12 protein-coding genes are annotated in these 13,406 nt (G+C 66.0%); 11 read left to right on the top strand and 1 reads right to left on the bottom strand.

Annotation, left to right across the window (positions count from 1 at the left end):
- Window positions 1-85 precede the first annotated feature (85 nt).
- From hfq to ACN22W_RS10085, 9 genes are all read left to right on the top strand, one after another.
- Window positions 86-325, top strand: a complete 240-nt coding sequence (hfq, locus tag ACN22W_RS10125; RefSeq protein ID WP_047901242.1) for an RNA chaperone Hfq — start codon at window positions 86-88, stop codon at window positions 323-325.
- Window positions 326-397: 72 nt separating this feature from the next.
- A complete protein-coding gene (hflX, locus tag ACN22W_RS10120) occupies window positions 398-1,561 on the top strand; it encodes a GTPase HflX (protein WP_193099478.1) in 1,164 nt (387 codons plus the stop codon).
- A gap of 47 nt (window positions 1,562-1,608) precedes the next feature.
- Window positions 1,609-2,949: an FtsH protease activity modulator HflK gene (gene hflK, locus ACN22W_RS10115; RefSeq protein ID WP_419683973.1), complete on the top strand. Its 1,341-nt coding sequence runs from the start codon at window positions 1,609-1,611 to the stop codon at window positions 2,947-2,949.
- Window positions 2,950-2,963: 14 nt separating this feature from the next.
- The gene (hflC, locus tag ACN22W_RS10110) at window positions 2,964-3,863 is read left to right on the top strand and encodes a protease modulator HflC (protein WP_419683971.1); all 900 of its coding nucleotides are present in this window, start codon (window positions 2,964-2,966) and stop codon (window positions 3,861-3,863) included.
- A 36-nt stretch (window positions 3,864-3,899) separates the two neighbouring features.
- On the top strand, window positions 3,900-4,091 hold the full coding sequence (locus tag ACN22W_RS10105) for a DUF2065 domain-containing protein (RefSeq protein WP_009687995.1): 192 nt from the start codon (window positions 3,900-3,902) through the stop codon (window positions 4,089-4,091).
- A gap of 101 nt (window positions 4,092-4,192) precedes the next feature.
- Window positions 4,193-5,341, top strand: a complete 1,149-nt coding sequence (locus tag ACN22W_RS10100; protein ID WP_129512270.1) for an ATP phosphoribosyltransferase regulatory subunit — start codon at window positions 4,193-4,195, stop codon at window positions 5,339-5,341.
- Between the two features lie 113 nt (window positions 5,342-5,454).
- The gene (locus ACN22W_RS10095; RefSeq protein WP_419683967.1) at window positions 5,455-6,801 is read left to right on the top strand and encodes an adenylosuccinate synthase; all 1,347 of its coding nucleotides are present in this window, start codon (window positions 5,455-5,457) and stop codon (window positions 6,799-6,801) included.
- A gap of 6 nt (window positions 6,802-6,807) precedes the next feature.
- Complete coding sequence (locus ACN22W_RS10090) at window positions 6,808-7,404, top strand: phosphoribosyltransferase (RefSeq protein ID WP_048246924.1); 597 nt, start codon at window positions 6,808-6,810, stop codon at window positions 7,402-7,404.
- Between the two features lie 274 nt (window positions 7,405-7,678).
- Entirely contained in the window at window positions 7,679-9,595 is a 1,917-nt protein-coding gene (locus ACN22W_RS10085) for a potassium transporter Kup (protein ID WP_412021713.1), read from the top strand.
- A 221-nt stretch (window positions 9,596-9,816) separates the two neighbouring features.
- Here ACN22W_RS10085 and ACN22W_RS10080 read toward each other — a convergent pair whose 3' ends face one another.
- On the bottom strand, window positions 9,817-12,144 hold the full coding sequence (locus ACN22W_RS10080; protein WP_419683964.1) for a Tex family protein: 2,328 nt from the start codon (window positions 12,142-12,144) through the stop codon (window positions 9,817-9,819).
- Between the two features lie 160 nt (window positions 12,145-12,304).
- On the opposite strand from ACN22W_RS10080, the gene ACN22W_RS10075 reads away from it, so the two are divergent.
- Together ACN22W_RS10075 and ACN22W_RS10070 are read left to right on the top strand one after the other, a co-directional pair.
- Window positions 12,305-13,057: a hypothetical protein gene (locus ACN22W_RS10075; protein ID WP_419683962.1), complete on the top strand. Its 753-nt coding sequence runs from the start codon at window positions 12,305-12,307 to the stop codon at window positions 13,055-13,057.
- Between the two features lie 77 nt (window positions 13,058-13,134).
- Window positions 13,135-13,350 (top strand): YdcH family protein, encoded by a 216-nt coding sequence (locus ACN22W_RS10070; protein WP_006478692.1) that lies wholly within the window; start codon window positions 13,135-13,137, stop codon window positions 13,348-13,350.
- The last annotated feature ends 56 nt before the right edge of the window (window positions 13,351-13,406 follow it).

The raw sequence follows: 13,406 nt of genomic DNA, 5'->3' as shown, positions 1-13,406 counted from the left end.
TCGGCTATAGTGTAGCGATTGGCGCCGGATCTCTTTTTCTTCGCCGCCAATCCAGATCAACCTGCAAAAAAAGATGGAGTACGCCATGAGCAACAAAGGGCAATTGTTACAAGACCCGTTTTTGAACGCACTGCGCAAAGAGCACGTTCCCGTTTCGATCTACCTCGTCAATGGCATCAAGCTCCAAGGGAACATTGAATCGTTCGACCAGTACGTCGTGTTGCTCCGTAATACAGTGACCCAGATGGTTTACAAGCACGCCATCTCGACGGTCGTGCCGGCGCGCCCGGTGAATTTCCACCCGGACGCGGAAGCTACGTCCTAACCTATCGCAGCGGCCGGCATCCGGTCGCCGCGAGCGACCGATGCCAGCCGCCTTATCTTGACACCTGATAATTTGATCAACGCAGCGCTCGTCGGCATCGATTTCGGCAAGACCGATTTCGAAGCCAGTCTCGAAGAACTCAGTCTTCTCGCCTCCAGCGCGGGGGCCCATCCCGCCGTCACCCTCACGGGTCGTCGCTCCAGTCCCGATGCCGCGATGTTCATCGGCAGCGGCAAAGCCGAAGAACTGCGGCTTGCCTGCGACGCGCACAACGCCGAACTCGTCATCTTCAACCACGCACTGGCGCCGGCCCAGCAACGCAATCTGGAGCGGGCACTTAACAGGCGTGTGATCGATCGTACGAGCCTCATCCTCGACATCTTCGCGCAGCGTGCCCGCAGCCACGAAGGCAAGCTGCAGGTCGAGCTCGCGCAGCTTCAATACCTGTCGACGCGGCTCATTCGCGCGTGGACCCACCTCGAGCGGCAAAAGGGCGGTATTGGCCTGCGCGGTCCTGGCGAAACCCAGCTCGAAACCGACCGCCGACTGATCGGCGAGCGGATCAAGATGCTGAAGTCGCGGCTCGACCGGCTGCGCCGGCAACACAGCACGCAACGCCGGCAGCGCGCGCGCAGCGGCACGATGTCGGTGTCGCTCGTCGGTTATACGAACGCGGGCAAGTCGACGCTGTTCAATGCGTTGACGAAGGCGCAGGCATATGCGGCCGACCAGCTGTTCGCGACGCTCGATACGACGTCGCGGCGCGTGTACCTTGGCGACGAGGTCGGCCAGATCGTCGTGTCGGATACCGTCGGGTTCATCCGTGAACTGCCTCACCAGCTCGTCGCTGCGTTCCGCGCGACCCTCGAGGAAACGATCCACGCGGATCTGCTGCTGCACGTGGTCGATGCGTCGAGTGCAGTGCGGCTCGAACAGATCGAGCAGGTCAACGGCGTGTTGCACGAGATCGGCGCGGACACGATCCGGCAGGTGCTGGTCTTCAACAAGATCGACGCCGTGCCTGAGCTGGCGGCCCGCGGCGACGCGGTTGAGCGGGACGAGTATGGTAATATTTCGCGCGTCTTTTTGAGCGCACGCACCGGTCAGGGTCTTGACGCGTTGCGTGCCGCCATCGCCGAAATCGCCTCCGCGGAACACCTGTCCGGCGCGATGCCGCTCGACGGCGCGTCCGCTGAACCACACGAAGACCACACGATTTCCGAACACGGGCGCTAACCGGTCCCGGCCGGTACGCCGGCGTCTAATCTGGTGAACAAACTCTGGTGAACGAATACAACGAGCGGAGTACCTGGCGGCGGATGCGCGCCTTGCTGTCGATCAACGATCCCCGCTGGGGACGCGGCGAAGGCAATGGCAAAGACGGATCCCGCCCCCGTGCGAACGAATCGAAACGCCCGCAAAGCGGCGACGGTGACGGTCCGCCCGATCTCGACGAGATGTGGCGCAACTTCAACCGGCGCCTGAGCGGCCTTTTCGGCGGCAAGGGCGGCAACGGCTTCCGTCCCGACAACGGGCGGGCCGCGCGGGTCGGCGTCGGCATCGTGATCGGCGTGCTGGTCGCGGTCTATGCAGGCAGCGGGCTGTTCGTCGTGCAGGAAGGCCAGACCGGCGTCGTGCTGCAGCTCGGCAAGCTGTCGGGCACGGTCGGGCAGGGCGTGCACTGGCGCGCGCCGTATCCGTTCGCGTCGCACGAGATCGTCGATACGTCGCAGGTGCGCTCGATCGAGATCGGCCGCAACAACGTCGTGCGTCTCGCGAACGTGAAGGAAGCGGCGATGCTGACGCGCGATGCCGACATCGTCGACGTGCGCTTCATCGTCCAGTACCGGATCCGTTCCGCGACCGATTACCTGTTCCGCAGCGTCGATCCGGAGCGCAGCGTATCGCAGGCCGCACAGGCCGCGGTGCGCGCGATCGTCGGTACGCGCAGCGCGGCCGACGTGCTGAGCCAGGACCGCGACGCGCTGCGCGAGCAGCTGTCCGCCGCGATCCAGCGCGATCTCGACCGCTACCAGTCGGGGCTCGAGGTGACGGCCGTCACGATGCAGAGCGTTGCGGCGCCCGAGCAGACGCAGGCCGCCTACGCCGAAGTCGCGAAGGCGCGCGACGAGCGCGAGGCCGCGAAGCGCGCCGCGCAGGCGTACGCAAACGACCTGCTGCCGAAGGCGCAGGGCGATGCCGCGAAGCTCGTCGACGAAGCGAAGGCGTATGCCGATCGCGTGGTCACGGAGGCCGACGGCGATGCCGACCGCTTCAAGCAGGTCTACGCGCAATACTCGAAGGCGCCTGCAGTGATTCGCGAGCGGATGTACCTCGAGACGATGCAGGAAATCTATTCGAACGCGACGAAGGTGTTCGTCGGCAACAAGGGCGGCAATAGCGTCGTGTATCTGCCGCTCGACAAGCTCGTCGAGCAGGGGCGGCAAAACGCCGCGGCATCCACCGGCGCATCCGCGCCCGATGCGGTGTCGGCACCGGCGGCCGTCGCGCCGGCAGCCGCCGCATCCGCCAGCGCGGCACCGGCCGCAGCGGCGTCGGGCAGTGACGTGCTGCGATCGCGCGAAGCGTTTCGCAGCCGGTCGCGCGAAGACGATCTGAAGTAACGGGAGCGCAGAACATGAACCGAATCATTGCGCTCGTCGTCGCAATCGTGATCGTTGCCTTTGCGGCGTCCTCGACGGTCCTCACCGTCGATCCGCGCCATGCGGCCGTGCTGTCGGGCCGCGACGGCGCGCAGCCCGAACTCGCGGGCCCCGGCATCCATTTCAAACTGCCGCCGCCGCTGCAGACGGCCACGCTGATCGATACGCGCCTGCAATCGCTCGAGTCGTCCGACCCGCTGCAACTGGCCACGGAAGACAAGCACGACCTGCTCGTCGCGTATGCGGTGAAATACCGGATCAGCGATCCGATGAAGTATTTCACGGCGACGGGCGGCGATCCGGCGGCGGCCACCGACCGCCTGGCTGGCGTGTTGAAGAGCGCACTCGGCGACGCGTTCGGCAAGCGCGCGCTCGACGACGCGCTCGGCGGCCAGCGCGCGATCGCCGATGCGGCCCGCGACGCGGCGAAGGAGAAGGCATCCGGTTTCGGCGTCGACGTGGTCGACGTCCAGTTGACGCGCGTGGACCTGCCGGCTGCGCAAACGGACGCGGTCTATCAGCGGATGATCGGCGCGCTGCGCGATCAGGCGGCGCAGGTGCGTGCGGAAGGCGCGGCCGACGTCGAGCAGATCAAGGCCGATGCCGAACGCGAACAGCAGGCCGTGCTCGCGAACGCGTACAAGTCCGCGCAGACGATCAAGGGCGAGGGTGACGCGAAGGCCGCGTCGATTGCCGCCGATGCGTTCGGCCGCGATCCGCAGTTCTATCAGTTCTACGCGAGCCTGCAGGCCTACCGGAATACGTTCAAGCGCAACGACATCATCGTCGTCGATCCCGACAGCGAGTTCTTCCGCTTCATGCGCAGTCCGACGGGCGGTGCCGCACCGGTGGCGCCTGCTCCCCGCAAACATTGATCTTGGGGCGCCGCGTCGAGCGGCGCCGTCGCTCGCATGGACCTGGCTGGCTCGTTGTTGCTCGCAGTAGCGCTGATGCTGATTATCGAGGGGGCGTTCCCTTTCGTGTTTCCCGTCGCCTGGCGCGACACGTTTCGTAGAATAGCTGAGCGACCGCCGCATCATATCCGGATCGGCGGGCTGATCGTGATGGCGCTCGGGCTCGTGCTGCTGCTGCTCGCCACCTGATCCGGACGGCGCATCCGCCGTTCGTCCCGCCCGATTCCGAATTTCCGATTCATCTCGCGGCGCGCGTGTCGCGCGCTGTTTCCCGTCGTAGGACCGTACCGATGTCGACCTGGTTACTTCCCGAGAATATCGCCGACGTACTGCCGTCGGAAGCGCGCAAGATCGAGGAGCTGCGTCGCAGGCTGCTCGACCGCTTCCGTTCGTACGGCTACGAAATGGTGATGCCGCCGCTGCTCGAGTATCTCGAGTCGCTGCTGACGAGCGGCGGCGCCGATCTGCGCCTGCGCACCTTCAAGCTGGTCGACCAGCTGTCGGGTCGCACGCTCGGCCTGCGTGCCGACATCACGCCGCAGGTCGCGCGGATCGACGCGCACCTGCTGAACCGCCAGGGCGTGACGCGCCTCTGCTATGCGGGCCACGTGATGCATACGCGCCCGCGCGGCCTGCACGCGACGCGCGAGCAGATCCAGATCGGCGCCGAAATCTACGGGCATGCCGGACTGGAAGCCGATCTCGAGATCCAGCAGCTGATGCTCGACGCGCTGCATCTCGCGGGCCTGTCGCGCATCCGTCTCGACCTCGGCCATGCGGGCGTGCTCGCGGCGCTGCTCGCGCGCGACGCGCAGGCCGCCGAGCGCGGCGAGTCGCTGTACGACGCGCTGTCGGGCAAGGACGTGCCGCTGCTGAACGAACTGACCGACGATCTCGGCGCCGATACGCGCGCCGCGCTGCGCGCACTGCCGCACCTTTACGGCGACGCGAGCGTACTGGCCGAGGCGCGTGCGCGGTTGCCGGTGCTGCCGGAAATCACGCAGGCGCTCGACGATCTGGCGCAGCTCGCCGCACAGGCGAAGGGCGTGGAAGTGGCGATCGACCTGGCCGATCTGCGCGGTTACGCGTATCACAGCGGCGCGATGTTCAGCGCCTACATCGACGGCGTGCCGAACGCGATCGCGCGCGGCGGCCGTTACGACCACGTCGGCCAGGCGTATGGCCGTGCGCGACCGGCAACGGGTTTCTCGCTCGACCTGCGCGAACTCGCCCGGATTTCGCCGATCGAGGCGCGCGGCACCGCGATTCTCGCGCCGTGGGTGCAGGACGACGCGCTGCGCGCGGCCGTCGCGGCACTGCGCGATGCGGGCGAGGTCGTGATCCAGGCGCTGCCGGGCCACGACCACGTGCTCGACGAGTTCGCATGCGATCGTTCGCTCGTCGAGCGCGATGGTGCATGGGTGGTCGAACCCCGTTAAACAGGCGTTCGCGGGCCGTGCTTCGGCGTGCATATCGTTGAAGCGAAACGGAAAAATTCGGAATCGCCCGCGAACATAGGTAGAATACGTTTTTAACCAGCTAACGAATCAACATGTCTGCCAGCGCAGTGAACGTGACTCCCGGGCGCAATGTCGTCGTCGTGGGAACTCAATGGGGTGATGAAGGCAAGGGCAAGATCGTCGACTGGCTGACGGACCACGCTCAGGGCGTCGTGCGTTTCCAGGGCGGCCACAACGCCGGCCACACCCTCATCATCGGCGGCAAGAAAACGATCTTGCGCCTCATTCCGTCGGGCATCATGCGTGAAGGCGTCGCCTGCTACATCGGCAACGGCGTCGTCCTGTCCCCCGAAGCACTGTTCAAGGAAATCGGCGAGCTCGAAGAAGCCGGTGTGAACGTGCGCGACCGTCTGTTCATTTCCGAAGCCACGACGCTGATCCTGCCGTACCACATCGCGATCGACCAGGCGCGCGAAGCGCGCAAGGGCGCGGGCAAGATCGGCACGACGGGCCGCGGCATCGGCCCCGCGTACGAAGACAAGGTCGGCCGCCGCGCACTGCGCGTGCAGGACCTGTTCGACGCGAAGACTTTCGCCGACCGCCTGCGCGAAAACCTCGATTTCCACAACTTCGTGCTGACCCAGTACCTGGGTGGCGCGGCCGTCGACTTCCAGGCCACGCTCGACACGATGCTCGGTTATGCCGATCGCCTGAAGCCGATGGTGGCCGACGTGTCGCGCCGCCTGTACGACGCGAACAACGCGGGCCAGAACCTGCTGTTCGAAGGCGCGCAGGGCACGCTGCTCGACATCGACCACGGCACCTATCCGTTCGTCACGTCGAGCAACTGCGTCGCGGGTGCGGCGTCGGCCGGCGCGGGCGTGGGTCCGCAGAAGCTCAACTACATCCTCGGCATCACGAAGGCGTATTGCACGCGCGTCGGCTCGGGCCCGTTCCCGAGCGAGCTGTACGATGCGGACAATCCGCAGCGCCAGGACCAGGTCGGCGTCACGCTCGCGAACGTCGGCAAGGAATTCGGTTCGGTCACCGGCCGTCCGCGCCGCACGGGCTGGCTCGATGCCGCCGCGCTGCGCCGCTCGATCCAGATCAACGGCGTGTCGGGCCTGTGCATGACGAAGCTCGACGTGCTCGACGGCCTCGACGAGGTCAAGCTGTGCGTCGGCTACAAGATCGACGGCAAGGATGCCGACATCCTGCCGCGCGGTGCAGCCGACGTGGCCCGTTGCGAACCCATGTACGAGACGTTCGCCGGCTGGAAGGAAAGCACGGTGGGCATCAAGACGTGGGACGCACTGCCGGCGAACGCGCAGGCCTACCTGACCCGTGTCCAGGAAGTGGCCGGCGTGCCGGTCGACATGGTGTCGACGGGCCCGGACCGCGACGAAACGATCCTGCTCCGCCATCCGTTCAAGGTGTAACCCCAGATGACGCAGCAAATTTCGATGACGGCGGCAGACTTGATGACCGATCCGCGCAACGACGACAAGAATCTGTGGGTAGGCTGGGACGAGTATCACCGTCTGATCGAGCTCCTCGCGCTCCAGGTGCATGCATCGGGCTGGAAGTTCGACCAGATCCTGTGCCTCGCGCGCGGCGGCCTGCGCGTCGGCGATCAACTGTCGCGCATTTATGACGTGCCGCTCGCGATCCTCGCGACGAGTTCGTACCGCGAGGCGGCCGGCACCGAGCAGGGCGACCTCGACATCGCGCAGTACATCACGATGACGCGCGGCAACCTCGCGGGCAACGTGCTGCTGGTCGACGATCTCGTCGATTCGGGCGTCACGCTCGCGCGCGTGCAGGAGCACCTGAAGGAGCGTTATCCGGCCGTGACGGCCGTGCGTTCGGCCGTGCTCTGGTACAAGGGTTGCTCGAAGGTCAAGCCCGACTATCACACGCAGTTCCTGCCGACGAATCCGTGGATTCATCAGCCGTTCGAGGAATGGGACACGGTTCGTCCGCACAACCTCGAGGCGTGGATCAAGCGCGGTCGCGCGCAGCGCGACGGTTCGGGCGCGTAAGCGGCCGGCCGATTGAAGGAAAGCCTTGTACGGCGCCGCTTGCGGCGCCGTTTTTCATTGGGGCGCAGGGTGCGCCGCGCCACGGGCTCTGCATATCCGGTAGGCAGACGGCGCAGCCCCGGCTATGATGGCAGCCCTGCCACAGCTCGCGCCAGATTGCATGCGCGGCGTGGATCACGTGGCTCCACGGCAACAGAGCAGGGCGGCGTTTCACGGGGGCGCGAGTAGAATAGCGCTCGTTTTGTCCGACCCGGACCCGATTATTACGCTTCATATGAACGACACGATCCACGCGACCGACGCAGCACACGCGCCGCATTCGACGCAACAACACTCGATGCGGGCGCTAGCGATAGCAGCCATCGGCGTCGTGTTCGGCGACATCGGCACCAGCCCGCTGTATTCGCTCAAAGAGGCGTTCAGCCCCGCACACGGCATTCCGCTCACCGAAAGTTCGATTCTCGGCGTGATCTCGCTGCTGTTCTGGGCAATCATCCTGGTGGTCGGCATCAAGTACCTGCTGTTCGTGATGCGGGCTGACAACAACGGCGAAGGCGGCGTGCTCGCGCTGATGGCGCTGTCGCTGCGGCCGCTCGACTCGAAGACCCGCGTCGCGGGTGCGCTGATGGCGCTGGGGATATTCGGCGCGTGCATGTTCTACGGGGACGCGGTGATCACGCCGGCGATCTCGGTCATGTCGGCGGTCGAAGGTCTCGAAATCGCGACACCGCACCTGTCCCACCTCGTGCTGCCGATCACGATCGTGATCCTGATCGCGCTGTTCTGGATCCAGCGTCACGGCACCGCACTGGTCGGCAAGCTGTTCGGCCCGATCATGGTGCTGTGGTTCATCGTGATCGCGGCGCTCGGCGTGTACCACATCGTGCGCGTGCCGGGCATCATCGCCGCAATCAACCCGTACTACGCGGCGTCGTTCATGGCCGATCACCTGCTGCAGGCCTATGTCGTGCTCGGTTCGGTCGTGCTGGTGCTGACCGGCGCGGAAGCGCTCTACGCGGACATGGGCCACTTCGGCGCCAAGCCGATCCGCCTCGCCGCATACGGGCTCGTGATGCCGTCGCTCGTGCTGAACTACTTCGGCCAGGGCGCGCTGCTGATCCAGAACCCGAAGGCAATCGAAAACCCGTTTTTCCTGCTGGCGCCCGAATGGGGGCTGCTGCCGCTCGTCGTGCTGTCGACCGTCGCGACCGTGATCGCGTCGCAGGCCGTGATCTCGGGTGCGTATTCGCTGACGTCGCAGGCGATCCAGCTCGGTTACGTGCCGCGCATGAAGGTGCTGCATACGTCCGAACTCGCGATCGGCCAGATCTACGTGCCGGTCGTGAACTGGCTGCTGCTGTTCGTGATCCTCTGCATCGTGGTCGGCTTCAAGAGCTCCGACAACCTCGCGGCTGCGTACGGCATCGCGGTGACGGCGACGATGGTGATCACGACCGTGCTCGCGGCCGTCGTGATGGTGAAGGTGTGGAACTGGAACCGCCTGCTGGTCGGCGCGATCATCGCCGTGTTCCTCGTGGTCGATCTCGGCTTCTTCGGCGCGAACCTGCTGAAGGTCGCGCAGGGCGGCTGGCTGCCGCTCGGCATCGGCGCGCTGCTGTTCTTCCTGCTGATGACCTGGTACAAGGGGCGCCATATCGTCAAGGAGCGCACCGCGGCCGACGGCATTCCGCTCGAGCCGTTCCTGCAGGGGCTGCTCGCGCATCCGCCGCATCGCGTGTCGGGTACCGCGATCTACCTGACCGGCAACGACAAGCTCGTGCCCGTCAGCCTGCTGCACAACCTGAAGCACAACAAGGTGCTGCACGAGCGGACCATTTTCCTGACGTTCGTCACGCGCGACATTCCTTATGTGCGCGACGACAAGCGCCTGAGCGCGCGTGATGCGGGCGGCGGGCTGTACATCGTCACGGCCGAGTACGGCTTCAACGAGACGCCGGACGTGAAGGCCGTGCTCGAGGAATTCGGCCGTACGCACGACATGATGTTCGAGCTGATGGACACGTCGTTCTTCCTCGCACGTGAAACGGTCGTGCCGACGCATCTGCCGGGAATGTCGATCTGGCGCGAGCGCGTGTTCGCGTGGATGCACCAGAATGCCGCGAAGCCGACCGACTTCTTCTCGATTCCGGCCAACCGCGTCGTCGAGCTCGGCACCAAGATCGAGATCTGACCGGGTGCGGCGCGCGGGCCGTCTGGCCGCGCGCCGCGCTTGTCAACCGCTCGAACCGGCCGCGATCGTTCGCATCGCCGGTCGTAATCGCAAACGCAGCCGCATGGCGCTGCGTATTCCGCACTAGCCAATCCGATCCGGTAGCCGACTGCGTGTCCGCCGCCGCAATGAAAAAGCCCGCCTTTCGGCGGGCTTTTCGTGCGTCGACGGCTTTCGCGTGCTCAGCGCTTCAGCTTCGCGAATGCCGCGGCCATCGCGCCGGCCGGTTCCGGCTCGCGCGAGCGCGGCGGGCGTGCCGCGCCGCGTCCGGCATTGCCGCGATCCTGGCTGCCGCCGCGCGACGACATGCCGGGTGCTGCCGCGTCGTCGTCGAGGCGCATCGTCAGCGCAATGCGCTGGCGCTTCACGTCGACGTCGATCACCTTCACCTTGACGACCTGACCGGCCTTCACGACTTCGTGCGGATCCTTGATGAACTTCGTCGACATCGCCGACACGTGGACGAGGCCGTCCTGGTGGACGCCGATATCCACGAACGCGCCGAATGCGGCAACGTTCGTCACGACCCCTTCGAGCGTCATGCCCGGCACGAGATCCGACACTTTCTCGACGCCTTCGCGGAACGTCGCCGTCTTGAATTCCGGACGCGGATCGCGGCCCGGCTTCTCCAGTTCCGACAGGATGTCGCGTACGGTCGGCAGGCCGAAACGTTCGTCGACAAACTCCGTCGGGGACAGGCCCGACAGCGCGTCACGGTTGCCGAGCACGTCGTCGATGCGCTTGTTGATCTTCGCGAGCATCCGCTCGACGACCGGATACGCTTCCGGGTGCACCGACGAGCGGTCGAGCGGGTTCTCGCCGCCGTTGATGCGCAGGAAGCCGGCAGCCTGTTCGAACGTCTTGTCGCCGAGGCGCGGCACCTTGCGCAGGTGTTCGCGCGACGGGAACGGGCCGTTTGCATCGCGATAATCGACGATGTTGCGCGCCAGCGTCGCGTTCAGGCCCGACACGCGCGCGAGCAGCGGGGCCGATGCCGTGTTCGCGTCGACGCCGACCGCGTTCACGCAATCCTCGACGACCGCGTCGAGCGAGCGGGCGAGTTCGCGCTGGTTCACGTCGTGCTGGTACTGGCCGACGCCGATCGCCTTCGGCTCGATCTTCACGAGCTCGGCGAGCGGGTCCTGCAGGCGGCGCGCGATCGACACGGCGCCGCGCAGCGACACGTCCATTTCGGGGAATTCCTTCGCCGCGAGCTCGGACGCCGAGTAGACCGACGCGCCGGCTTCCGACACGACGATCTTCTGCAGGCGCAGCTCCGGGTGTTTCGCGATCAGTTCGCTCGCGAGCTTGTCGGTTTCGCGCGACGCGGTGCCGTTGCCGATGCTGATCAGTTCGGCCTGCGTCTGTGCGGCGATGCGCGCGAGTTTCGCGATCGAGCCATCCCAGTCGCGGCGCGGCTCGTGCGGGTAGATCGTGTCGGTCGCGAGCACCTTGCCGGTGCGGTCGACGACCGCGACCTTCACGCCCGTACGCAGGCCGGGGTCGAGACCGATCACGGCCTTCGGGCCGGCCGGTGCCGCGAGCAGCAGGTCGTTCAGGTTGCGCGCGAACACGCGGATCGCTTCGGCTTCGGCCGTTTCGCGCAGCTGCGTGAGCAGTTCGTTCTCGATATGCGGCTGCACCTTCACGCGCCAGCACCAGCGGCACACGTCCGACAGCCATTTGTCGGCCGGACGATTCTGGTTCGCGATGCCGAAATGGCGCGCGATCATCGCCTCGCCGGGATGCGGCACCTGTGCGTCGAGCTCTTCGCCGAGGCCGAGCTTGACCGTCAGCACGCCCGCGTTGCGCGCGCGGAACAGCGCGAGGGCGCGGTGCGACGGCACGGTCTTGATCGTTTCCGCGTAGTCGTAATAGTCGCGGAATTTCTCGCCTTCCTCGTTTTCCTTGCCCTCGACGACGGCCGACGACACGACGCCCTGGTTGTGCAGGTAGTCGCGCAGCTTGCCGAGCAGCTCGGCCGTTTCGCCGAACTGTTCGGACAGGATGTCGCGCGCGCCGTCGAGCGCGGCCTTTACGTCGGCGACGCCCTTGTCGGCGTCGACATACGCGGCTGCCTCGGCCTGCGGGTCGAGCAGCGGATTCGCGAGCAGCGCCTGCGCGAGCGGCTCGAGGCCGGCTTCGCGGGCGATCTGCGCGCGCGTGCGGCGCTTCGGCTTGTACGGCAGATAAAGGTCTTCGAGCACCTGCTTGCTGTCGGCCGCGTCGATCGCGGCACGCAGTTCGTCGGTCAGCTTGCCCTGTTCGTCGATGCTCGACAGGATCGTCGCGCGGCGATCCTCGAGCTCGCGCAGATACAGGAGGCGTTCCTCGAGCTGGCGCAACTGCGTGTCGTCCAGGTTGCCGGTCACTTCCTTGCGGTACCGGGCAATGAACGGAACGGTCGAGCCTTCGTCGAGGAGTTGCACGGCCGCCGCGACCTGGCGCGGCTGGACGGACAGTTCGGTGGCGATGCGCTGTACGATCTTGAGTGCTACGGTTTCCGTCATGTCGTGGATGATCTGCCTGCTGAAATCGCGGCGCGGGCCGGCAGGCCCGGAGCGGCGGGCTGCGTGGCGGGCCCGACGGGCCTGAGGCCGCGGGTGAGTGAAGCGGGGCATTTTGCCATAAATGGCGGAGGCTCCAGCCGGGGGTGATAGAATTTGACACATGTCCCGCAGCTTTCCTACGACGTTGCCAACTTCCCGCATTTCTCTCGTCGCGCTCGGCGCAGCGCTCGCCGCGGCTTTGTCTGCCGGGCCTTCCTGCGCGTTCGCGCAGGCCTCGGGCGCAACCGCGCCGGACGCCGTCGCGGCCGCGCCTGCCGCGGCCTCCGCCGCACCGGATTTCGACGCCCGTCAAAAAGTGCTCAATCAACGCACCGCGGAAAACGATTATCGTTATGCGGTGGCCGAGCACGATTGCTACAGCAAATTTTTCGTCAATCACTGCCTCGGCAAGGCACGCGACCAGATGCGCGACGAGCGGGCGGGCATTCGCCAGGAGCAACTCGCGCTCAACGACGAGCAGCGCGCGGTGCGCGCGCAGCAGCGCGACCAGCAACAGGCGCTGAAGCAGGCACAGAACGCGGCGGAAGCACCGCAGCGCGCGGCGACCGACGCGGCGAACGCGGCTGCGTTCCGCGACAAGCAGGAGCAAAATGCGCTGAAGCAGGCGCAGCGCGGCGCGGAAGGGCCGCAGCGCGCGGCGAGCAAGCAGGCGTACGACCAGAAGCAGGCCGACTTCCAGCACAAGCTCGACCAGGCGCACCAGCAAGCTGCGCAGAAGGCGCAGGAGCGGGCGGACAATGCCGCGCGTTACGAGCAGAAGCAGAAGGAAGCCGTGCAGCACAAGGCCGACGTCGAGCGGCGCCAGCAGGAAGCGGCCGAGAAGGCCAAGCAGCAGCAACAGCAGGGGCAGTAACGTGTTGGATTGATCCGGAATCAGTCTCAAGCGCGCCGGCACGCCAGCCGGTGCGCTGCTTCGATGAGGAGGCAAATATGCAAAACCGTCACACGGAACAGCAGCAGGAATTGCACAACCGTTTGGCTGCATTGCAGGAGCAGCACCAGCAGCTCGCTCGGGAGATCGAGCTGAAGGAAGGACACTCCGACATCGACGACATCACGCTGCACCGGCTGAAGAAGGAAAAGCTGGCGGCCAAAGACAAGATCATTTTGCTGCAATCGCAGCTGGAACCGGATAAGCGCGCCTGAGCGCGGCCTGGCAAGCGCCGGCGCCGCACGGGCGCTGGACACACAGGAACGCTTGC

The organism is Burkholderia theae (assembly GCF_048565265.1).
In the GTDB taxonomy this organism is placed as follows: domain Bacteria; phylum Pseudomonadota; class Gammaproteobacteria; order Burkholderiales; family Burkholderiaceae; genus Burkholderia; species Burkholderia theae.
This window is presented reverse-complemented; position numbering and strand designations above follow the sequence as displayed.